This is a genomic window from Clostridium sp. (assembly GCF_050717635.1).
GTDB lineage: Bacteria > Bacillota > Clostridia > Clostridiales > Clostridiaceae > Clostridium_AD.
Window position 1 is genome coordinate 78,324 of sequence record NZ_JBOITO010000039.1, and the last position, 20,790, is coordinate 99,113.

Here is a 20,790-nt window from a genome sequence, read left to right on the forward strand (position 1 = left end):
TTATTGCCCACTTTTATATTACCTTGAAAAGCCCCAGAGATGCTAGTGGACCCTATTTACTGGTTGCTAATGACCTGAATTTAATCTCTGATGTTGGGATTGATAGTCAAATTCTGTTTACCTTTAAAATAGATTAACGCATTGTCTGTATACATTTTAGAAACTCCCTCAGGAATACTGTTCAATGTATTAGTAAGCATATCCCCAGTATGTTCGTGTAGCATTTTTGACATATCAACTCTGTTCATTTTAACGAATCCTCCATTCAATTGAATCTAAATTTATGATAGCCGAATTAAGTTACAATTTCAAGACTTTTATTAAATAAGGCTTATTTTTTATTAAGCTACTTTAGAATAAAATTCAACAAAACTATCCTATAGAATAGACTTTACAATTGTCTATATTCTATAGTATATTTTTAATCATTTTATCATTCACTATTTTCCCAGGTCACAGTTACCCAAGCGGGGTGCGATGCACCCCACTTGCTCATAAATCTTTGACAAAAACATGTAAAAAACTTATAATGAATATATAATGAATGGTAAATGATAAGTTGAAATGTTTTATATTAATTGAAGGAAATAGGTGTTATATATGAATTATAATGTGGAAGAATTAAAAACCACATGCGCAAAGCATGGAATTAATATGGTTCTATTGTATGGCTCTGAGGCTTCTGGGAATAGTAATGCTCAAAGTGATTTAGACTTAGGTTTACTCTTAAAAGATGATGCTTATAATTTTGAAGAAATAATAAAAGATTTTATGCAGGTTTTTAAAGATAACACTATAGATGTTGCAATTTTAAATCATGGTGATCCTGTTTTTAAATTTGAAATAATATCCAACTACAAAATATTATTTTGTAGGGAGGATGAGATTTTTCTTGATTTTTATATGAATACTGTAAAACAATACAATGACACTAAGAAATTTAGAATATTAGAAAAAACATATTTAGAAAATTTTATAAGAGGTGAAAGAAATGGTATATACAAATGTACTCCGCCGAAAGTTAATAAATCTTTCTGAATATATTGAAGAATTAGAGCCATTTCTGGAGTATAGTTATGAGCAATATATTTCAAATTATTTTATAAAAAGAACCGGTGAAAGATTAATACAACTCATTGTTGAAAATATGGTGGATATAAATTCTATTATAATTAGTGAAATGAATCATGCTCCATCAAAAGACTATTATTCTTCATTTGAAATTATTGGTGAATTAGATGTTATTCCAATAAACTTTGCAAAAGAATTAGCACCATGTACTGGTATGCGAAATAGATTGGTTCACGAATATGATAAAATACAAGACAAAATTGTTTTTGATAATATAAAGAAAGTGATAGAAATGGTTAATAAATATATCGAGTATATAAATAAACATTAGTAAATGACGACTGTTGAATATATTTCAGCAGTTTTTTGTTGTTAAAAAATAAAATGGCCTTTTCCTGACTATTTTCAAATTCTAAGGATATAGAATTATTTCTATAATAACTATCTACTTCAGTCCATTCACCTTCACATAAAGGTCTGAATAACCTATATTCTCTCTGAAATGATAACATGATTAGTCATCAAAGTATATGCTATAACTTCATAACTATTTTTATAATATTCTAATGCTTCTTATACAGCATCTAAATAAATTAAATTATTTTTCCCAAGTCACAGTTACCCTAGTGGGGCGCTTCACACCCCACTTACTAATCCATAACATATTATGTGTTGTTTTATGGTATTAAATGGTACAATATATCTATGGGTTATTTCACAGTTGTAATATATTATGGCGCAAGAAAAGTAATTGAAAATAAATTAGTAAAGGGGACTAATAATGTCAGATTATAATGATTCAGGTATGACACGAACTGATAACAAGACCGCATCAGGAGAACGCATATATCATCATCAAACCACTAATAGGAGCTATTCCAAAGATTCTTATGGAAACTTTCATGCTATGGGTGGAGATTCGGGAGAAGGTTCTTATGCAGATGAACATCCAAATACTAGACAGTATACTGAAGCAGATGGTAAAGCAGCGTTGGCTCTTGTAGGATTAACTATAAGTGGATTTATAGTAAACGTTGCACAAAACTTTATAAATTTTTATGCTTATCGCAGAATTTTTGGTATCTTACCTATTGTATTTCTAGTATTGCCTTTTCTGCATGAAAAGTTCAGAAAAAAGTATAAGTTTATAAATATATTATTTATGGGTTCACTTTTGTTTTATTTATTTCCAAAAGTAGATGCTTATTTAGGCTCATCTACAAGATCTAATTTTATGCCTGAATATCTTATGTTATGTGGACTTAATGCCGGTGCAACCGCATTGATTATATATTTTATTTATAAGATTGTTAGACATATACAAAAATCATTTAAGATAGGATTACAGAATGAAAAGTTATAATAAAAGGAAGTAGATTATCAAATTTAAATTTGGGATCTTTATTTAAAGAAACTAAAATTAAGTCTTTAATTATATCACTCTTATTCTCTTATACAAGTCACAGTTACCCAAGTGGGGTGCTGAAATCCCTGTATTCTTTGATAACCTCACTATAATCTTTCTGAATTTTACTAGCAACTTCAAGTTTACAATCATTCCCAAGGGTCAGGTACCTTACAGAGTTGGGAAGCAAATCGGGCAAACACTGTTGCTCAAAAAGCTAATAAAACCAATTACATTAATTGGTTTTATTAGCTTTTGGGCTATTGATGGCTAACAGTATCTTTTCATTTTTTTATTTTTTACAATAAATTTCAATTCCATCTCTAGCTATCTGTTTTTCTATATTCTCATTTAATGAGCCTAGAAAAACAATATCACAAGAGTATACTCCTATAACATCATTAATTTCTTCTACAATAGTTCCTTTACTTTTACCTATAAAGCTAATACATAAATCTATATCTGAATTTATATTTTCTGTTCTTTTTGCTCTTGACCCAAATATTATAACTTTTTTAATTGTAGTGTTATTTTGGAAATAATAAATTAAGTTTTTATATACGTGTTTATCTATTCCATACATATCAAATTACCACTTTTGATAGCTTACTTAATAAATCTTCTATGGCATCCGTATAATAATTTATTATCTTATTTTTAATTTCTTCATAGTCTTTCTCATCATAGATATGTGCTGTAGAGTTTCTTGATAGTAAAATATCATTCCAAATTTCTATATTATTGATTAACCCTTCTTTGAATGCTTGCTTATAACACTCTCTTGGATTATTTATTTCCAAACCTGAAGCTTTAAATATCTTTGATAGTAACTTCCAAGTTAAATCTTCTAATGTTTCGTATTTTTTAATAATAGAATCTCTATAAACTTCTATTGTTATATCATCTGGATCTTTTATACTATTAAAATTATATGTAATATTCTTTAGATGAACTAACATTCTATATGCATAATTATATGTTAATTTTATTGACTCATCGTATTTATCTAATATTCCCATAATATTCAATCACCCTTTCTAAATTATCAAACAATGACTCACATTCTTTACTATATACATAATTAAATTACAAAATTTTTTTTTGTGATGCTTCATATGTAATAAAAGCATTTTTTAATAATCGTATATTTTGTTACTCTCATTTTACCCTACAAATCTTTTTTAATCAACCAATTTATAGGTTAACTATCTATCGTCAAGCCTTTTTAATTATAATTATAGAGCTAGTTCAGCTCAAAATATTGTTACTTCCATTCTAACTAGATTTCTAAAAATAAGCACCCCAGGGGTATTTACGAAGTAGGAACGGCTGAGAATATAGTGAGTTATTAACCTCTTAAGCAATTGACTACAAATTATGGATAATATATACTTAAGAGGAAAAACGTAACGACTAACATAAATCACTTTTGCACTCATATGGACAAACCATTATTATATAAGAAAAATAAACGTATTAATAAGAGAGGGCAACACAATGGAGCACACTTATTTACACCTAGCAAAACGATTGCATGTTACATAGCAGGACTATTTCTAGCTTTATTCACATACATACCAATTGGAGCCTTTGTACAGCTTATATACCTCTCAATGCAAACTAAGCAGCACCGTATTGATAGAGAAAAAGAAAAATTAATCAGAATAGCGACAAGAGAGATTCATTTGGTAACATTCGGTGATCGATTAAAGACTGAAAGAAAGAGAATACATATTACATTGGACATATGTTAGTATATAAAATTTATTGTCTTTTACACCTTTATATAATATAATAGAATATAGGTGATTTTATTCATTTTTATATTTATATAAATTTAAATGTCAGTTGAAAATAAAAAAATAAAACAGAAAGGTGGTATTATTTTTGAATAAATTTTCATCTAATAAACAATTGTTTTTTATATTACTTCTTCCCTTCGCATATCTCCTTACTAAAATATCTAGAACATTCCCAAATTTTATAGAAACATACTATTCCTCGTCTTTTTATAAAATTATTGCCACTTCTTTGAGTGTGATCACTGGAATTTTACCCTTTTCTCTTTCAGAAATTATAGTTGTATGTTTTTCTACTTTTGTGTTATTCAATTTATTAAAAATATCTTTTCAACTAATTAAATATAAAAATAAACGATTAGATACCTTAAGAAACTTCGTCCTAAATATACTTGCAATATCAGGGGTGATATATTTTTCATTTCAGCTTTTATGGGGATTTAATTACCAACGACTTTCAGTAGAGAAAATATTTGAATTAAATATACAAGACTCATCCACAACTGAAGTTGTCGATCTTTGTAAATATCTTATAAAAAATTCTAATTATTTAAGAGAAAATTTAAATGAAAGTAAGAATGGATTAATGGAACTTCCCTATGATAAAAGTTATATGCTAAAAACTGCTTATCTAGGATATGATGAAGCTTCACTAAAATATCCTAAATTAAGAGGTAACTATGGAACACCTAAGAGTATATTACTCTCAATTCCAATGTGTTACACAGGAATTACAGGTTTTTATTTTCCTTTCACCAACGAAGCTAATGTTAACACTGCACTCCCTGATTCCATATCTCCGTTTACAACTGCACATGAAATGGCTCATCAAAGGGGTTTTGCCAAAGAAGATGAAACAAATTATATTGCATATATAGCTTGTATAAATCATCCTGATAAAAACTTTAAATATTCCGGAACGCTTTCAGCATTATCCTATTCATTTAATGCATTAAAAAAAATCGATATAAAAAAATTCGATGAATTAATTTTAAGTTGTAGTCGCGGTGTACTTAATGACTTAAATTACAATAAACGTTTTTGGAAGGGCTACTCTGGTACTGTAGAAGCAATTGGTGATACAATGAATGACACTTATCTTAAGGCTCAAAATCAAGAATCCGGAACAAAAAGTTATGGTGCAATGGTGGATTTGCTTCTTGCTGAGCGTAGAAAAAAATAATTCTTTCAATTATGATATTTTAAGCACATATCTCATCACTTTGGCAATACCATCTTCATCTTTTGAAGCAACAGATATTGTCCGCTTCACTACCAATTTTTGAAAGGCGACAGGCACCTTTTAAAAAATGGAAATGAATTTTCAATTTTTGTTGCTTTCATTACTTTAAATGACGGTTATCTTGTTTTGCAACAAATATAGAAAGTAAGTACTCCGTAGTGTACATCACCCTTACCACCTGATAGCCTTTAACTTCTATCTTTCTATCTAGCCTCTTCCATTTTTCAATTTTAAAAACATAATAATCCTCTTCAGAGTCACTTGGAATTTCCACTATCTTATTTCTTTTAACAACTACCTCTATAATTATTTTCATATGAGGCTTGCCATTTACCTTTATAAAAATATCTGAATAACCTATATCCCCTCTGAAATTTATTATTCCACTTTGCAAAGTTAAAACTCGCATAAAATCAGCATCGATAGCTACTACTCCAGCCAATGATGCTCATTCAAGATTCTGACTAATAACTTACTATTTTATACAAGTCACAGTTACCCTAGTGGGGTGTGACGCACCCCACTTGCACTTTTTCTAAATGTTCTCTTGCATAATTAATTACCCTTAATTGTTCTTCTTCATCTCTTAGCCTATCCTTAAAGTTAATCACAAAATAGATTTTCTGAATATCTGCTTTTATTATTCTATCCTTAAGAAACTTCATTTCAGATTCAGCTAATATTTGATTTGCTGAAAGAAGCATAATTGCCACATCTGACTCAGGTATAAACTTATATGTAATCTCTTCTCTTGCTGGATCCAAATCATTTGTTCCAGGAGTGTCAACTATTTCAACACCACCCTTACATAATTCAGTTGGATATCCTATGTCTGCAAATGAAATGTTACTTATTTCTTTTAAAGCGTTTTCATATTCATATTCTGATGATTCATCACCCATAATAGGCTCTTTAGGTGCAACTACATTCTTAAATTGTTCCTTTGTGATAATTTTACAGGTGCTGTTCTTATCTCTTAGGAATATCCTGTATATAGGAGTTTCACTATAGGAAACCTTATTCAAAATCGTTGTTGTTGGTCTCACAAAAGAGGGGAATATACTATTACCTAATAATGCATTTATAAAAGTAGATTTCCCTCTAGAAAATTCACCTACTACTACAATTCTAAATTTCTCATCCATAAGTTCGGAAATAGACTTATGAAGATGGTTTGCAGTTTTTTCGATTCCTAAACTTAAAGCCACTTCAGATACCTCATTTAATTTACTTACTAAAAATTCTCTTTTACTATCATATAATGATAAATCAAACCCAGTTGTAATTACATTCACATCCTCTATATATGTTTAGTTTTTCTCTTTTAATAACTTATCGTCTATTTTCTTTTCAACTTAAATTTTTCTTTTATTTTAATATACTATTGCTATATAACTTATCTCTAGCTATAGTTTTCGCTATTATCTACGATAATAAATATAGCATAGTTTTTAAAGATAAAAAATATAGATATAAAGGATGTTATACATATGAAAGATATTATATTATGGTTTGGTTTAAGTTTTTTTTGTTTATGGTTTTTATTTGGGGTTATATTAAATTTAAAGGGTGTATTTCTTATAGTGGTTATTATAGTGGCTTTTATTATTGTAATGGCAATTACACTTTTGACTGATAGTAATAACTCAACTACTAAAATTAACCATTCAGATAGGAACATTGTTATTAAAAATATTCCAAAAATAGTAAATACAATTAAGAATTTATTAAGTTTACTAAGATAGCATTAATTTGCTATTTTTTATTGATAAATAGCTGTATCTTTATACTTTTCCCAATAGTAGATATATAGTAATTAACTATTTTTATCTAGATATGTTTTAAGAGATCCCTTATTTAGAAATCTCTTTTACTATTTTCTATGTTTCTTTTCTTTTTCCACTACTCCAGCCACTGATACTCACTCTAAATCCACTTAATTAGTTTACTGTTTTTCCCAAGTCACAGTTACCCTAGTAATTGTTAACTTTTAAATTTATGCTAATAATTTCCCTTCTAAATAAGAATACTTTAGATATTCTGAAGTGCTATAGTATACTGATGAATTAAAATCTGAAATCTCATCACTAATAAATGATTGAAATACTTTGTATACCACATCTACTATATTATCTCGTTCCGAACATACATCTATTATTAATCTTGGATATTAAAATACATTATTATCTCATCTGATACTTGATCAAATGATAAACAATGATTAACATCAGCAAGTTCTAGCTGCCTATCTAACTCCTTCTTTCCAAGTATTTTCACAATAGTTGCTCTTCTATTTTTCGTCTTTCTTCCTATAAATTCTATGAGTGAACAAACATAAAATAAATTATTTTTCAGAATATCATTCATTTATAATTTCACTCCTCTCAAATATGAGACAATCTAATGCTTTTAATGTATGAAAACTTATTTGATGAGTAGGATATTTAAACTTTGCTAACTCCCAAAATATATTTCTAGTAATATCACCAGCTAAAAAATCATTTACATAATTCCAAACAGTATCATCTGCCATTGGTCCTTCTACTATGTCATATTCATGTACTAGCCCATTTCTACAAGCCGCAATAAAATCTAACCATTCATCAGTCATATTTTGAAATTCTAATATTTTTAACTCTTTATTCTCTGTGTAAGTATAATAATTAACTGTAGCATACTCTCTATTTCTTTTAGTCCACTTCTTAGCTTGTTCAAAATTATCAGTACAATAAAATCCCCACGAAAAATCTTTTGTATATTTACTTTTTCTTATCTCTGGAATTCAACAACTTCTCCTGATGGATGATATAACATAAAATACCCACCTCACTTACCATATTAACTTTTTTATATTAACTCTAATTGCATAATACATATGATTATTTCCTAGCTTCTTTTTTATTATATCATTTTTATAATTCCTATTCTATGATTATAACTATTTAAATAAACACTAACCTTAAAACTAATCTATTTTTCTTGGCTCTAAGCTCCCTTCTCTTATTTTTTTTAATCACTATTAGTTGAATAACGCCGATATTCTGGGTTTGTGCTATATATGTTTGTTGTAGATTTAACCTTTGATATAAAGTAAGCTTGTTTTTGCACAGGTTACTTATAAATTCAGAAAAGCTTCTGTTAAAAGCTCATATTCCAAATGTATTTTTGCAGCTGATATCCTCTATTTTGAAAAACCGCATAATCCCTTGGGTCTTCTATACCTGCCATTTGTGCTACTTCTGCTAAAGACTTATTATGATTTGCTAATTCATTTCTAATAGCTAATATCTTTTTATCTTCTGAATCTTTCTGAAAATTATCTACTAATTCTTGTCTTATTGTTTGCGCTGCAAAATATGTTTGTCCTAAAGCAACAACATCTTTTCTTGAATCTACATTTTGAACTATAAGATAACAAGCATATCTTGAGAGCATTATGTCTTCTATTTCTCTTTGAGCACCTTTGGCAAGATCTATCATTTTACCGACGTCGGCAAAATGATCTAAAATATTGATATCACTATTATTACAAGCTTCTTTTGCTTTATCTATAACCTTTTTAAAATTTCCCCATTTTGTGCATTCTAGTATTTCTGCTAACTCTCTTGCGTACCAAAATTCCTGATCATAATCATTTATATTTTTAATTTTTTCAAATATCTTTTCGTTATATTTTTGTATATCTGCCATAAGTACCCCCTTGTATAATAAGAGCTCTCATAGAAACTCTTCAGAACCCGTAAGAGCTCATTTTAGTATTATTATTTTTTGTTGATTCCCCCATTTTTCTGTATACAACTCTTTGCAAATGTGTAAAATTTTAAAAATTACTCCTAAATAGATGTTTTAAAATGAAGATTATTTTATGCTTAAAAATTGGAGCATTCATGCTGATTAACCAAAGGGCTGCTTCATATTAAATGCTAAGGATATATAATTATTTTCATATGAGGCTTGCTATTTACCTTTATAAAAATATTTGAATAACCTATATCCCCTCTGAAATTTATTATTCCACTTAAGATATTGCCACTTCCGTACTAACTAGATTTTTAAAAATAAATAAAAAAGCTAATAGATTATCTAATTCTGGTGAACCCCTATGACAACTCTCTCCTTACAAAATAAAACATTGATTATGAAATGAATGTTTTATTTGTAATTTATTTTATTATAATCTTCCATTGCATTAATAAATTTTTCTGCGTTTTATATTTGAATTTCTGCATCTTCTTTACTTGCTATGTAGAAATTGTCAATTTTCTTTTTAAATTAGAGTTAATCTTCAAATTATTTAGGGCTATTTTTATAAAAAACAAGCTGATTTTATCAAATTAATCTAGTATTAAGCCTTAGATTCGTCAGTTTAAATTAGGTTTAATAGATGCTTATTATTTCAGCAAATTCTAAGAGAATTTTAAATTGGAAACCACTAAGCATTTCTTCTACTAAATATGCTCTTTTCTTTCCAATTCTATTTGAAATTGTAGGGTTCAATTTATTTCCATTAAATATTTTGTTCCCATGAGCTTGTCCATAATGCCAAATCAAACCTCTTAACGTATTTTCGGAGAGTCTTAGTGCAAGATAGCTATCACAAGCTTTGATTATTTCAGTAGCCAATGCTTTTATAGTTGTTGGATTTCTAAGAATATTCATGTTAATCAATTCTTGTATTGAACTCGTACATTTCGTATCATTTTCTTTCTGTTTTCGTACCAAAACTTATAGCTCACACTCCTTGTATCCCTGATAAACACAATCTTCATCAATAACTTCCATTTTCATAGAATATGCATACATCAAAGCGGCAGTTGTAACTTTATTTATCATTCTTGGAAAACCCTTTGATACTGAGGCTATCGCCTCCGCTGATTCTTTTGAAAATATTGTTGTTGCTACTCCTGATAATTTCATTCTACTATTCAAGTATTCGTAAACTTCATCCTTTTTTAATCCAACCATGGTATGTTTTACTGTTATCCGTTGTTTAAGAGGAACATTAATGGATAAATTAAGCTTACTCTTTAATTGAGTTTGTCCTGATAAAATTAAAATATAGGGGCTTTCTGAATCCATATTAAAACTAAACAAAAGTCTTAATTCCTCTAAAATACTATTTGATAGCATATGTACTTCATCAAGTATTATTACAGGAGTTATTTTTTGATTATAGTATAGAGAATTTATTGTATTTTGAATTTGTTTAAACATAGTTACTTTTTTACTAGAAGGTATCTCGCCCAGTTCAGTCAATAGTCCTCTATAAAAATCGAATACCGAAACAGTAGCTAATGTGAAATAGCAGCTTTTATATAAACCAGGGTTCAATCCTTTCACAAAATTTCTTAAAGCCGTTGATTTACCAGTACCTGGTTCTCCAATCAGCACAAATATACCTCGAGTACTTTTAATATATTTAAATCTAGAATTTACTTCCAGTAAATCCAGACTTTCAAAAGAGTTTTCAATATCTAACTCCTTTGAAAAAGGATTGAATTTCATCCCATAAAATTGCTTAAACATTATGCAGACCTCCCATAATACTATTGAATGAAATTGGTTGTTCACTTATTGTTTCTGTCTCTGTAATTTCTATCTCACTGTTGTCACCCTGTATATCAACTTTTTTTAATGGCTTATATGTTGATTTTCTTTTCATATGAGCATTTTCATGAAAATTCACTTGACGAGCTTCCCCCATTAGTTTATCATCTTTATATAGTAGTACTGGAATACTAATAGACCTTAGCCATTCTGGCTCGTAGCGAACTTGTATTTCAGTGTTAGCGAAGCTCACGGGGGCTTCGTATAGTATCTTATTTATAGAGAAAGTAGCATCGTGCTTAATCTTTCTTCTTTCTCTTAGTAAGAACTTTTCCTTTAATAGACTTGGATCTTTAAATAGTTTAATCTTATCATTTTGAGACATAAACACGTCTAATGGGGATAGATTTTTATGTGCTGAGTGTTGTTTTCTCTGATAATCAGATTCTAACCATATTTTAAATCTTTCATTTAATTCTTCTATAGATTGCAGCTTTAATGGATCTACTGTTGACAGGAATCTTTTTCTTACAGTTAAGAAAAAGCGTTCAATTTTGCCTTTTTCGTTTGGAGAAAATGGCTTAGCATGAATTAATACTGTTCCTATGCTGGCGCATATAAATTCGAACTGCTGAGAACGGTATATTTTCCCATTATCTGTATAAATCAATTTTGGAATTCCTCTTTTTAACACTGCTTCTTTAAATGAATATCTTAACGATTCATAATTCTGTAAATAGAAGAATTCAGCATGTGTTATTAGTCTAGATGCATCATCAATATATGCGAAAAGATAAGTTTGTTTCTTTTTAGTTCCCACTTTAATATATGGCCCATACATAACGTCTGTTTGCCACAATTCGTTGATATTTTGATGTGCAAATCTTTTTAAATCTTTTAATTCTTCCTCTGGCAATTGCGACTTTGGAACCACTTTAAGAAATCTATAAAATGTAGAAAGAGATACAGTATTTGATTTTATAATCTCTTCTTTTAACAACATATCATAAATAACTGTTTTAGGTGCTCTAGGATACTTATTTACATACTCTAATATTTTTTCCTTTATATCGAAAGGAATCTTTCTTATATTACCCTTATCGCCTCTAATACTTGGTTTTAATGCATCTAATCCCTCGCGGATATATTTACAGTACCAATTTTCGATTGTTTTGGGCGAATAGCTACTAAAACCATAATGTGGCATTTCAATTTGTTGTGCTGCTACCTCTGAGAAATAAGCTTTTTTGTTGGATACTTGTCCATTTATTACTGGACCGAGAAGTGAGAATCTTTTTAGAGCTATCGCTGTTCGAGTATTTTCATCAAGCATAATTATTAAACCTCCATTAAATTATTTTTATATCATCATGTCTGATTCTTTTAATATAATATAAAAATATCACAGAGGCATCTATAAATATAGGAAAATACAGTGTTGCTGAATTTTTTATGCAAAGGTATTTATATTTCATTAAATTAATGCTACAATTAAAGTGGTTTTTGTTTGCAAAGCAAAGTTATTAACGTTTCCTCATGGAATCTCTGTGAAAGCATATTGATCGGGCATGACCAATTATTCACGAGAGTTAATACTTTCTTTGCTTTTTCTTTTTTATCCCCCAAATCCTCTGGCAACTTTATCTTAGAATCTAAGACTCTTAATGTAGATTTTATATAGCGTAAATTATCAATAAGCCTTTTAAAATAGTAATATAATAGCTGTCTTGATAAATTCACACCTGTTGATTTCTTTACAATCTCCAAAACTTCTTTAACAGTGCCCTTTCTCTCAAAGTATTCCGTCAAACATATGAATATTTCTTTTATCCCATTGATAAATCTAGGATGACAAAAGTTAGGCAGCATAGAAATAGTATGATTACAGCCTTTACTTGGACAAATATATCTTCGTATTTCAATTTTATCCGAGAATTCTTTGCAATTATAGTATCTTTTATAATAGCCATGTTTTTTAAACCGGCCTATCTTGCCACAGCATGGACATCTTTGAATTGGACCATATTGTGAAAAGCCTTTCCTCATATTTAGCCAATAATCATATGCTATTAATTTAGATAAAAATAGTTTTTGCATAAAAACACCTCTCTTATTATCTATCTTACTACAAAAAAGCCTATAATATAATGAAAAACTTTCTTCACTATACAATAGGTTTGCTATTTACATCTAATTTATTTAATTTGACTTTTAATGTGTAAATTACCTCTGTTAAATTAACGATTCACACATTGCTTCTCCTCCTCTGTGTGAGGTTAATGTTTCCCTCTTCAAGGTCTATAATATGTTACACCCTTCCCATCCACAGACATTGCTCTACTATTTCCCAAGTCACAGTTACCCTAATGGTAAGTTTCACCTTCAACATAGTTTCTATATGATTTTTCTCTGTCTCCGCTGAAATAGGATAATAATATTTCACTTTGGATAAAACTTTCTTTTTTCTTTCCTATATACACCGAATAGCTACTCCATGGGTAATTTCCCGCTGCTTCTACCATATTTGCTCTAACCGGATTTAAATGAATATATCTACTTGCTTCTAATACGTATTCATCACTTTCAATAATTTCTCCATTATATCTAGACTGGAATACATGACCAACAAAATTATATTTATTATTAAAATTTCTAGCATAATTTTTATTTATCCTACTCATTAAGTGCCATATATGATTATCTTTAGTTTTTATTTGTAAATGAACATGATTTGTCATCAAAGTATATGCTATAACTTCATAACTATTTTTATAATATTCTAATGCTTCTTTTACAACATCTAAATAAATTAAATAATCCTCTTTCTCCTTAAAAATATCACTTCTTCTATTTCCTCTGCTAGTCACATGATACATTGCTCCTGGATACCATACTAATTTCTTCTTAGCCATAGTTCTTTCTCCATTCATTTTACTATAGTTATAATTATTTACACTTTTTTTATTTTTAATCATTTTATCATTCACTATTTTTCCCAAGTCACAGTTACCCTAGTGAGGTGTTTGCAGCCCACTTGCTAAAAATCTGCCTTGTTTATTTTCAATACACGCAATTCATTTATTGATTTATATTGTCCAAGGGCATAGGCTGAAGTCTGGTTCTGTGGTGATGCTTTGACACGTATGTTTACTGCATTTTCTTTATATTTATAGGCATAAAAGCATAAAATCACACTTTTTACATATTTCCCACATTTTATCCATTATATTATCTCCTTCACATCTAAATTTAACGTTTTTCTATGTTATTATAATCATAGGCAATTACACATTTTTTATTAGTTTTTATTAGTTTTTATTTATTTATTATTCAAGCCTTATAGTATTTTGAAATATAATTACTATATTCCACAAAATACTATATTTTCCTCTTAATTTGCAAAATAAAACACCAGATACAAATGTACCTGGTGTTAATAATGTATTATTAATTTCTTCATACTTATATAGCTTAATATCGTAATCATATTTTATACTAAATTCTAAATAAGATTCCTTATAATTATTCGATAGCTTATAAAAAAAACCTTATCAAAAGATGTTTCCATCAAATTCTCGCTCTGACTCATTAAGTTATAAAAAATCTCTTTTGGGTTTTCTCCTTTTTAAATTACTATAACCTGTAAGTTTTCTATATCTAGTATATTTATTTTGGATTTAGAATAAATGTGTATCCTTCGTCGGTTAGGAATATATAATTGCTTATAGTTAAGAATCTATTCCCAAGCTAGCTATTCACCCACTCGCAATTATCCTTAGTCCACATTTAACTGTTTATCTTTACATACATGTAAAAATAAATACCCCAAGGGTACTTTTGAAGGAGACACGACTGAGATCGCTAACCGTCGGGCATCTCTCGAAACGTCTCTACTTCCTTCTGTTTGAACTACTCGAAATTTTCGAGTAGTTGCTATTTCCTCTAATTCGCTGCTTTTAAAAATCTCTTTTATATGGTAATTGATGGTATTCGACTCAACTTGAAATAGCTCTCCAATCAGTTTCTGTGAAAGCCAAAGTGTCTCTTCTTCAAGAAACATCTTTAATTTCACATCTCCATCTACTCCTGTGTAGAGCACAGATTGGTTTATACCTTCCATTAAAACACCTTCTTTATTTCATAAGATTAATAAATATTGTTAGCTCTAAACTTCACTACAAAAAAACCACTGGAACATTTACTTATAAATTTCAATGATGACATCCTCATCTAAACATATAGCAAATCCGTTTTCAATAAACCAGCCTTCCTTCTTAAACCTTTGCATTAATTCACTCTCATTATGTTCTTTTAATATAAATTTATCTAAGCTTTCACAATAAGCTTTATTATCCCACAACCCTTCATCAGCACAAAGACAGCAAGAAAGTTTATAGTAGTTATTAACATCAAAATAATAATTACAGTGGCGCTCATTCATAATAATATCGTAAGCTATGGAAAATTTATTATTCACCATATTGAAAATAGCATTTAAAACCATATGGCTTTCATTTATATCTAAATCCATATCATCTTTTATTTTACTTATTAACCTATTAGTTTCTTTATGCTTATATAGCTTAATATCATAATCATCTTTTATACTAAATTCTAAATAGGACTCCTTATAATTATTCGACAGCTCATAACAAAAGACTTCATCAAAAGATGTTTCCATCAAATTCTCGCTCTGACTCATTAAGTTATAAAAAGCCTCTCTTGGGTTTTCTCCATTAGAAATTCCTATGACCTGTAAATTTTCTATATCTGGCATATTTGCTTCTGAATTTGGCAGAAATGTGTATCCTTCGTTGGTTAGAAATATATAATTATCCATACTATTCTCCTTGCCTTTAAATAATTGATCCGATCTTATCATAAAAATATATATGGATCAACTACTTATTCTAAAAACTAGTATATGTTCTTATATATCTATGTAGATATTGATAAATGATTTCAGAAGAATATACAAATTAATTGGGTACATCTCTCCCAATATCAAATATCCTCTCCATTACAATTTATGTTGCTACATTGGGTGTGATAAAACTTTCCTTTTAGATTTATATCAAGTTGTTCTTTATTTCGTAAAGATCCTACAAGAACTGTTCTATCCTTAAAGTATTCATTTTTTATATAATTCTCTCGTCCTAAAGAACAAGTGATCTTTCAAATATAGAGTAAAAAGATTCATTTATTAACTTATCTAAAAACTCTTAATTTACACACCCTACTATCCACTATTAGCTCATGCTGAGGCTTCCATAATACTAAATTAATGACCTTCATTAATTTATCATAAACAAAGCTACGTATGCTGTAAAACTCAGTTAACTATAGGTATCAGGATTTCCAGCTAATTAATTAAGTTTAACTATGTTCTTCATGGCATCATAGGCAGCATCAATAATAATAATAATAATAATAATAATAACTGGAACAAGCTTATTTTCAATATTTCTGTAGCCTAATAGCTCTGTTGCATCTTACCAATCTGGTTTAACAGGTCTCAACTTAAATCTTTGATTATCCCTATTAGCACCAACAGCTTCAGCCACTGATGCTCACTCTAAATCCCGCTTAATCAGTTTACTGTTTTTCCCAAGTCACAGTTACCCTAGTGGGGGTTCTTTACTTGCTGGTTTTGTTACTACTGAATTTTCAATATAGCTTACACTTATTTCTGTAAGAATAGCTTTCGTTAATGCTTTAATAATCTCACTTCTTTTACTATCAAAAACATTATTGTCATTAGTGTTATCAATGAACCCAATCTCAATTAGTATTGCTGGGGCCTTAGTCTCTCTAAGCACATGAAAGTTAGCAGACTTTACTCCTCTGTCTACAAAACCTAAACATACAAGTGCTGCCTGTACCCTTTTAGCTAATGCTTTAGACTTTGCACCTGTATTTATGTAGGTATAAGTCTCAGCTCCTTTAGCTTTCTCAGGTACATACGCATTTCTATGAAAGGATATAAAATAATCGTATGTATTTCTATTTTCAAAATCACTTCTACCTTCAAGGCTTACTGTGGCATCACTATTTCTTGTCTCATCTACTATAACTCCATATCTTCTAATTTCTGTAGCTATCGCTCTACCTAAACTTAAAACATCATTAGATTCTTTCCGTTCTCTATATATGGCCCCACTATCTTTTCCACCGTGACCATAATCAAAACATAATCTAGCCATTATTTTCACCCTCCCTCTTAATCTATTTTTTAAATTTCCATGATATCATCGAAAAAAAGTGCCCTTTCTATAATGGAACCTATTGGTACCATTATAGTCACAGGGCACTATTTTACTAAGCTACAGCAACAACACTAGTATCAGTGCTAACTATTTTAGCATCTTTCTTGCCAATTGAGTTACCATTAGCTGATTCAAAGATGTTCTTTGCAATGACTAAATTCATAAGAGTATTTACCTCAGCTTCTGTAATGGATGGAACTCCATCTCCATCAGCTTTGATGTCATCTACAGTTAACGTGAAATACTTACCTTCTGTTTGTGTCAAAAATCTCATAACTAATTTATGCATATCATTTTCCCTCCTTCTAAATTATTTGATTGAAGTTTATTTTGACTTGGAACGACTATTCACTAACTAAGTTAAACTGATCTTCTCTGTCTAATCTGAATAATGGATAAGTTTTGAGGTTTGAGATAGCTTCTCCTACAGCAAAAATGTCCGCGTCTACTGCAGCAACTTTTAGATTACTTAATCTTTTTGTTGCATACTTGTCTTTACCCTTGATGTCAACTCCTACCTTCATAGTAAGTTTTAGTGCGCTGGCTACCTTTGTTGATACAACTGCCATTTGAATCACTCCTTTCATTTTGTTTTCACTGAGTATATATGCGCCGTAAAAGTTTTGTGCGGAAATTTATTGACGTATATAAATTTATATAAGGGCCTTTAGTTTTTTTAGGGCTTTTTTCTTAAGTCTTGCAAATTGATGGTAGCTTTTATCACTATCACAGGCTATTTCTCCTAGTGACTTCTCTAAAATATAATATTTTTCTATTATTTCTCTCTCTAATGGCTCAAGTGTATCAATGGCGGCATATAGTTTTTTCACTTCGTCAAAGGCTATAACCTCATCCTCTAGAGTGAATTCATAATTACCCGAAAGATCAAAATCCAGCATGTCACTATTTGGAACTTCCCTATAATGCTTTATCTGCCCTTTTAAAAGAGCTTTATAGTTCATTTTTATAGAATTAATACAGTACCCGTTAAAACTGTTGCTTCCTAGCTTGTACATAGCTATAGCTTTTAACACTGATAAATATCCGTGTTGGACAAGATCCGATAAATCATAACCTGGAATGTGATACCTAGTCGCCTCCTTGAATATTAGATATTTGAATCTTCCTGTTAGTTCTTCTGTTGCCCCACCCTCATTAATTTTAGCTTTTCTAACTAGATTTTCCATAATACACACCATCCTTTCTAATATGTTAAAATAATCAACATCTTGTCCACTTTTTAATTAACTTCCTACTCAGGCTCACTCCACCCCAATAGCTTTTTCTCAAGCTCATCAAAGTCATATTGCCTTTGGTCATAATCACAGAAAGTACCCTTTTTTCTATTTTCATTAGCAGATGAATTCTTTTTATTATCCCATTCCCTTTGGTAAACACGTACACCGTCCGCAGTCTTAATTCCTCTGCCTATCCAGGAGTTTATTATTTTAGTTATATACTTAATATTTTTAGCGTTATAATTTACCGCTTCCTCAATTGCCATAATAACCACTTCGCAACTTACATCACCTGTAAAGTCCATTAGCTTTTCATGTTCTAATGGTGACAATGGATGAATATTATTTTCGAAAATTTTAATTACACTTAAATTGTCAGCAGCAGAATTATTTTTAGTGCTTCTTACTTCTTCTTCTTTATTTATTGATTTTTGCTTATTACTTTTTATTTCTTCTTTATTACTTCTTATTCTATTACTTGGTAGCCCCTTATAAGCCCCTTCATAGCCCCTTCCCTCAGTATTGTATAAAGGTGCAAAGCATTGATTTTCCTCAGTCTTCTGATTATCACAAGATTTTTCATCACTTACTGATTTAATATTCGGAGTATCCTTAGTAGCCCCTTGTAAGCCCCTATGAAGCCCCTCAAATATTTTCTCTACCTCTAACTCCTCCACCTCACACCTCTGGTAAAATATCTCTATAAACTTAAAGTTTTTCACTTTACACAATTCTTTATTTACACATTTTATTGAATTTGTGTTGTTTGGCGGATTATATTTTATCCAGTTTAAAATCATGATTTCCTTTGTTTCATCACAATAAATTATCTTATTGTACTCACAGAACCTATTAAGAAGCTTGTCTATAGTTTCTCTATTATATCCAGTCTCAGTAACTATGATTTGTTTTGGAAGTTCATAAATACCACACTGACTAGTTTTCGAATTAGTCATTAAATAAAGATAGAAAAACTTTTCTTCAGGTGTCAAATCCATTACAAAACCATCACTCCAGAACTCAGTATACAGCTGTCTATATTTAGCCATTGTTAACCCTCCCTCTTATCGAAGCAGCTTGCTTCTCTGTGTTTTCTTGAACTTTAATAATCATTAAGTCTTATTCCATGTTTATTATTTCGGTAACTTAAAGCTTTTAATTTTAATTAACTACCATTAACTTACCACCTTAAAAGTAATTTTGTTCATATGGTAACTTAATTATATTATCTTAACGGTAATAAGTCAATTAATTTTTATATGTTCGGTAACATTTATTTTAATATCATATATTTATTGTATAATATTTACTATTGAAATGATTATTTACAATGCTCTGCAGATTACCTCCTGGGAAGAACAGATAATAGATTAGGAATAATAGTACAGGATAAATAGCCCTTTCATACTTAGCATCACAAACCTTTATTTAATTTTCAGCAAAAAATAACTTTAATAAATTTAGCGCCATATGTTAAAAAAACATATGGCACTATTTAGCTTCCTATATAAGATTTTTACATAATTAACTGATTTGTATAAAATAGCATACTAATTTTGTTATTTTTTTCAATTTTAATTTAAATGTTGAAAATTTTCCTATATCCGTATATAATAAGTTAGAACATATGTTCGTTTTGTTATATTTGTTATGTGGGGGAGATAAAAATGTATAAACTAGAAGGAATAATAAAGATAGAGATTAACAATAAGGTTATATACTGCAATAATGTGAATTACAATCATATCGATATACTAAGCAAAAATGAAATTCCTAGCCCAAAGTCTAGTGGTAATGATATAACCCATACTTATATAGAAATGCAGGAGGACGATGTTCATGGCAAGTAGTTATATTTTAACACTTTTGTAAATAAGCCGCCTGAATCTCTAAAATCAAATGTTTATGTCTAGCTTATTGATTTAGATGATGGAAGAATAATAAAAGAAGACAAGCTATGCCATTATTAAATGATCTTAGCTTGTCTTCTTCTATTTTAAATAAGCGTCTTCGACTTTTACACCTTCTTTAGTTACCAAATCATAAGCATCCCATTCAATACGAATTTCATTTTTCGCCTCAATAGCAGTGGCAACAATATATTCAGCTAATACACCTCTTAATGCATTATTTAAAATATCAGATTGATTCCAGCTCCAAAAGTCTTTAAGCTGAAACTTCAACCTTTCATCTTTTAATTAATAGATTCTATATAAATAAC

General features: G+C 29.4%; 25 protein-coding genes and 2 pseudogenes. 6 read left to right on the plus strand and 21 right to left on the minus strand.

Annotation, left to right across the window (positions count from 1 at the left end; all coding sequences use genetic code 11):
- Positions 1-80: 80 nt before the first annotated feature.
- A complete protein-coding gene (locus ACREWB_RS19235) occupies positions 81-248 on the minus strand; it encodes a hypothetical protein (protein WP_431549084.1) in 168 nt (55 codons plus the stop codon).
- Positions 249-600: 352 nt separating this feature from the next.
- Here ACREWB_RS19235 and mntA point away from each other — a divergent pair, with 352 nt between their 5' ends.
- The 3 genes from mntA (at position 601) to ACREWB_RS19250 (ending at position 2,434) form a co-directional block, all read left to right on the plus strand.
- Positions 601-1,038, plus strand: a complete 438-nt coding sequence (mntA, locus tag ACREWB_RS19240; protein WP_431549085.1) for a type VII toxin-antitoxin system MntA family adenylyltransferase antitoxin — start codon at positions 601-603, stop codon at positions 1,036-1,038.
- Complete coding sequence (hepT, locus tag ACREWB_RS19245) at positions 992-1,402, plus strand: type VII toxin-antitoxin system HepT family RNase toxin (protein WP_431549086.1); 411 nt, start codon at positions 992-994, stop codon at positions 1,400-1,402. The genes mntA and hepT overlap by 47 nt, the downstream gene beginning before the upstream one ends.
- 450 nt (positions 1,403-1,852) lie before the next feature.
- A complete protein-coding gene (locus tag ACREWB_RS19250) occupies positions 1,853-2,434 on the plus strand; it encodes a hypothetical protein (RefSeq protein WP_431549087.1) in 582 nt (193 codons plus the stop codon).
- 334 nt (positions 2,435-2,768) lie between these two features.
- Here ACREWB_RS19250 and ACREWB_RS19255 read toward each other — a convergent pair whose 3' ends face one another.
- Both ACREWB_RS19255 and ACREWB_RS19260 read right to left on the minus strand, forming a co-directional pair.
- A complete protein-coding gene (locus tag ACREWB_RS19255) occupies positions 2,769-3,059 on the minus strand; it encodes a nucleotidyltransferase family protein (RefSeq protein ID WP_431549088.1) in 291 nt (96 codons plus the stop codon).
- Between the two features lies 1 nt (position 3,060).
- Positions 3,061-3,498, minus strand: coding sequence for an HI0074 family nucleotidyltransferase substrate-binding subunit (locus tag ACREWB_RS19260; RefSeq protein WP_431549359.1), 438 nt, complete (start codon positions 3,496-3,498; stop codon positions 3,061-3,063).
- Between the two features lie 865 nt (positions 3,499-4,363).
- Between ACREWB_RS19260 and ACREWB_RS19265 the strand changes: the two genes are divergently transcribed.
- The gene (locus ACREWB_RS19265; RefSeq protein ID WP_431549089.1) at positions 4,364-5,458 is read left to right on the plus strand and encodes a DUF3810 domain-containing protein; all 1,095 of its coding nucleotides are present in this window, start codon (positions 4,364-4,366) and stop codon (positions 5,456-5,458) included.
- 160 nt (positions 5,459-5,618) lie between these two features.
- On the opposite strand, the gene ACREWB_RS19270 is transcribed toward ACREWB_RS19265, so the two are convergent.
- Both ACREWB_RS19270 and ACREWB_RS19275 read right to left on the minus strand, forming a co-directional pair.
- Positions 5,619-5,927: a DUF8743 domain-containing protein gene (locus ACREWB_RS19270; RefSeq protein WP_431549090.1), complete on the minus strand. Its 309-nt coding sequence runs from the start codon at positions 5,925-5,927 to the stop codon at positions 5,619-5,621.
- A 91-nt stretch (positions 5,928-6,018) separates the two neighbouring features.
- Positions 6,019-6,813 carry a dynamin family protein gene (locus tag ACREWB_RS19275; protein WP_431549091.1) on the minus strand — a complete coding sequence of 265 codons (795 nt, stop codon included), beginning with the start codon at positions 6,811-6,813 and terminating at the stop codon, positions 6,019-6,021.
- Between the two features lie 195 nt (positions 6,814-7,008).
- Between ACREWB_RS19275 and ACREWB_RS19280 the strand changes: the two genes are divergently transcribed.
- On the plus strand, positions 7,009-7,263 hold the full coding sequence (locus ACREWB_RS19280; protein ID WP_431549092.1) for a hypothetical protein: 255 nt from the start codon (positions 7,009-7,011) through the stop codon (positions 7,261-7,263).
- Between the two features lie 251 nt (positions 7,264-7,514).
- Here the strand turns inward: ACREWB_RS19280 and ACREWB_RS19285 are convergent.
- The 15 genes and pseudogenes from ACREWB_RS19285 to ACREWB_RS19355 form a co-directional block, all read right to left on the minus strand.
- Positions 7,515-7,885 (minus strand): annotated as a pseudogene (locus tag ACREWB_RS19285) (hypothetical protein).
- Positions 7,878-8,332: pseudogene (locus ACREWB_RS19290) on the minus strand (DUF3990 domain-containing protein). The pseudogenes ACREWB_RS19285 and ACREWB_RS19290 overlap by 8 nt, the downstream one beginning before the upstream one ends.
- Before the next feature lie 324 nt (positions 8,333-8,656).
- Positions 8,657-9,208 carry a BRO family protein gene (locus ACREWB_RS19295; protein ID WP_431549093.1) on the minus strand — a complete coding sequence of 184 codons (552 nt, stop codon included), beginning with the start codon at positions 9,206-9,208 and terminating at the stop codon, positions 8,657-8,659.
- Between the two features lie 687 nt (positions 9,209-9,895).
- Positions 9,896-10,240 (minus strand): TIGR04540 family protein, encoded by a 345-nt coding sequence (locus ACREWB_RS19300; RefSeq protein WP_431549094.1) that lies wholly within the window; start codon positions 10,238-10,240, stop codon positions 9,896-9,898.
- A 3-nt stretch (positions 10,241-10,243) separates the two neighbouring features.
- Entirely contained in the window at positions 10,244-11,044 is an 801-nt protein-coding gene (locus tag ACREWB_RS19305) for an ExeA family protein (protein ID WP_431549095.1), read from the minus strand.
- Positions 11,037-12,398, minus strand: a complete 1,362-nt coding sequence (locus tag ACREWB_RS19310; RefSeq protein WP_431549096.1) for a DDE-type integrase/transposase/recombinase — start codon at positions 12,396-12,398, stop codon at positions 11,037-11,039. The genes ACREWB_RS19305 and ACREWB_RS19310 overlap by 8 nt, the downstream gene beginning before the upstream one ends.
- 158 nt (positions 12,399-12,556) lie before the next feature.
- Positions 12,557-13,162, minus strand: coding sequence for a hypothetical protein (locus ACREWB_RS19315; protein WP_431549097.1), 606 nt, complete (start codon positions 13,160-13,162; stop codon positions 12,557-12,559).
- Positions 13,163-13,428: 266 nt separating this feature from the next.
- Complete coding sequence (locus tag ACREWB_RS19320; RefSeq protein WP_431549098.1) at positions 13,429-14,040, minus strand: transposase; 612 nt, start codon at positions 14,038-14,040, stop codon at positions 13,429-13,431.
- An 800-nt stretch (positions 14,041-14,840) separates the two neighbouring features.
- The gene (locus ACREWB_RS19325) at positions 14,841-15,164 is read right to left on the minus strand and encodes a virulence RhuM family protein (protein ID WP_431549099.1); all 324 of its coding nucleotides are present in this window, start codon (positions 15,162-15,164) and stop codon (positions 14,841-14,843) included.
- Positions 15,165-15,263: 99 nt separating this feature from the next.
- Entirely contained in the window at positions 15,264-15,905 is a 642-nt protein-coding gene (locus tag ACREWB_RS19330; RefSeq protein ID WP_431549100.1) for a hypothetical protein, read from the minus strand.
- 778 nt (positions 15,906-16,683) lie between these two features.
- Positions 16,684-17,268, minus strand: coding sequence for an N-acetylmuramoyl-L-alanine amidase family protein (locus tag ACREWB_RS19335; RefSeq protein WP_431549101.1), 585 nt, complete (start codon positions 17,266-17,268; stop codon positions 16,684-16,686).
- 115 nt (positions 17,269-17,383) lie between these two features.
- Positions 17,384-17,620, minus strand: a complete 237-nt coding sequence (locus ACREWB_RS19340) for a DUF2922 domain-containing protein (RefSeq protein ID WP_431549102.1) — start codon at positions 17,618-17,620, stop codon at positions 17,384-17,386.
- Between the two features lie 55 nt (positions 17,621-17,675).
- On the minus strand, positions 17,676-17,900 hold the full coding sequence (locus ACREWB_RS19345) for a DUF1659 domain-containing protein (protein ID WP_431549103.1): 225 nt from the start codon (positions 17,898-17,900) through the stop codon (positions 17,676-17,678).
- A gap of 84 nt (positions 17,901-17,984) precedes the next feature.
- Positions 17,985-18,518: a sigma-70 family RNA polymerase sigma factor gene (locus tag ACREWB_RS19350; RefSeq protein WP_431549104.1), complete on the minus strand. Its 534-nt coding sequence runs from the start codon at positions 18,516-18,518 to the stop codon at positions 17,985-17,987.
- Positions 18,519-18,583: 65 nt separating this feature from the next.
- Positions 18,584-19,618 (minus strand): DnaD domain-containing protein, encoded by a 1,035-nt coding sequence (locus ACREWB_RS19355; protein WP_431549105.1) that lies wholly within the window; start codon positions 19,616-19,618, stop codon positions 18,584-18,586.
- 618 nt (positions 19,619-20,236) lie between these two features.
- Between ACREWB_RS19355 and ACREWB_RS19360 the strand changes: the two genes are divergently transcribed.
- The gene (locus ACREWB_RS19360; RefSeq protein WP_431549106.1) at positions 20,237-20,419 is read left to right on the plus strand and encodes a hypothetical protein; all 183 of its coding nucleotides are present in this window, start codon (positions 20,237-20,239) and stop codon (positions 20,417-20,419) included.
- Positions 20,420-20,560: 141 nt separating this feature from the next.
- Here the strand turns inward: ACREWB_RS19360 and ACREWB_RS19365 are convergent, their stop codons facing one another.
- Positions 20,561-20,752 carry a hypothetical protein gene (locus tag ACREWB_RS19365; protein ID WP_431549107.1) on the minus strand — a complete coding sequence of 64 codons (192 nt, stop codon included), beginning with the start codon at positions 20,750-20,752 and terminating at the stop codon, positions 20,561-20,563.
- Positions 20,753-20,790 lie beyond the last annotated feature (38 nt).

What these genes read in the sequence shown, in the direction of transcription:
- ACREWB_RS19350 (WP_431549104.1), bottom strand. Translation starts at nt 18,518, where the DNA reads ATGGAAAATCTAGTTAGAAAAGCTAAAATTAATGAGGGTGGGGCAACA.
- ACREWB_RS19305 (WP_431549095.1), bottom strand. Translation starts at nt 11,044, where the DNA reads ATGTTTAAGCAATTTTATGGGATGAAATTCAATCCTTTTTCAAAGGAG.
- ACREWB_RS19360 (WP_431549106.1), top strand. Translation starts at nt 20,237, where the DNA reads ATGTATAAACTAGAAGGAATAATAAAGATAGAGATTAACAATAAGGTT.
- ACREWB_RS19235 (WP_431549084.1), bottom strand. Translation starts at nt 248, where the DNA reads ATGAACAGAGTTGATATGTCAAAAATGCTACACGAACATACTGGGGAT.
- ACREWB_RS19340 (WP_431549102.1), bottom strand. Translation starts at nt 17,620, where the DNA reads ATGCATAAATTAGTTATGAGATTTTTGACACAAACAGAAGGTAAGTAT.
- ACREWB_RS19310 (WP_431549096.1), bottom strand. Translation starts at nt 12,398, where the DNA reads ATGCTTGATGAAAATACTCGAACAGCGATAGCTCTAAAAAGATTCTCA.
- ACREWB_RS19315 (WP_431549097.1), bottom strand. Translation starts at nt 13,162, where the DNA reads ATGCAAAAACTATTTTTATCTAAATTAATAGCATATGATTATTGGCTA.
- ACREWB_RS19335 (WP_431549101.1), bottom strand. Translation starts at nt 17,268, where the DNA reads ATGGCTAGATTATGTTTTGATTATGGTCACGGTGGAAAAGATAGTGGG.
- ACREWB_RS19330 (WP_431549100.1), bottom strand. Translation starts at nt 15,905, where the DNA reads ATGGATAATTATATATTTCTAACCAACGAAGGATACACATTTCTGCCA.
- mntA (WP_431549085.1), top strand. Translation starts at nt 601, where the DNA reads ATGAATTATAATGTGGAAGAATTAAAAACCACATGCGCAAAGCATGGA.
- ACREWB_RS19355 (WP_431549105.1), bottom strand. Translation starts at nt 19,618, where the DNA reads ATGGCTAAATATAGACAGCTGTATACTGAGTTCTGGAGTGATGGTTTT.
- ACREWB_RS19250 (WP_431549087.1), top strand. Translation starts at nt 1,853, where the DNA reads ATGTCAGATTATAATGATTCAGGTATGACACGAACTGATAACAAGACC.
- ACREWB_RS19255 (WP_431549088.1), bottom strand. Translation starts at nt 3,059, where the DNA reads ATGTATGGAATAGATAAACACGTATATAAAAACTTAATTTATTATTTC.
- ACREWB_RS19280 (WP_431549092.1), top strand. Translation starts at nt 7,009, where the DNA reads ATGAAAGATATTATATTATGGTTTGGTTTAAGTTTTTTTTGTTTATGG.
- ACREWB_RS19320 (WP_431549098.1), bottom strand. Translation starts at nt 14,040, where the DNA reads ATGATTAAAAATAAAAAAAGTGTAAATAATTATAACTATAGTAAAATG.
- ACREWB_RS19270 (WP_431549090.1), bottom strand. Translation starts at nt 5,927, where the DNA reads ATGCGAGTTTTAACTTTGCAAAGTGGAATAATAAATTTCAGAGGGGAT.
- hepT (WP_431549086.1), top strand. Translation starts at nt 992, where the DNA reads ATGGTATATACAAATGTACTCCGCCGAAAGTTAATAAATCTTTCTGAA.
- ACREWB_RS19345 (WP_431549103.1), bottom strand. Translation starts at nt 17,900, where the DNA reads ATGGCAGTTGTATCAACAAAGGTAGCCAGCGCACTAAAACTTACTATG.
- ACREWB_RS19295 (WP_431549093.1), bottom strand. Translation starts at nt 9,208, where the DNA reads ATGGCAGATATACAAAAATATAACGAAAAGATATTTGAAAAAATTAAA.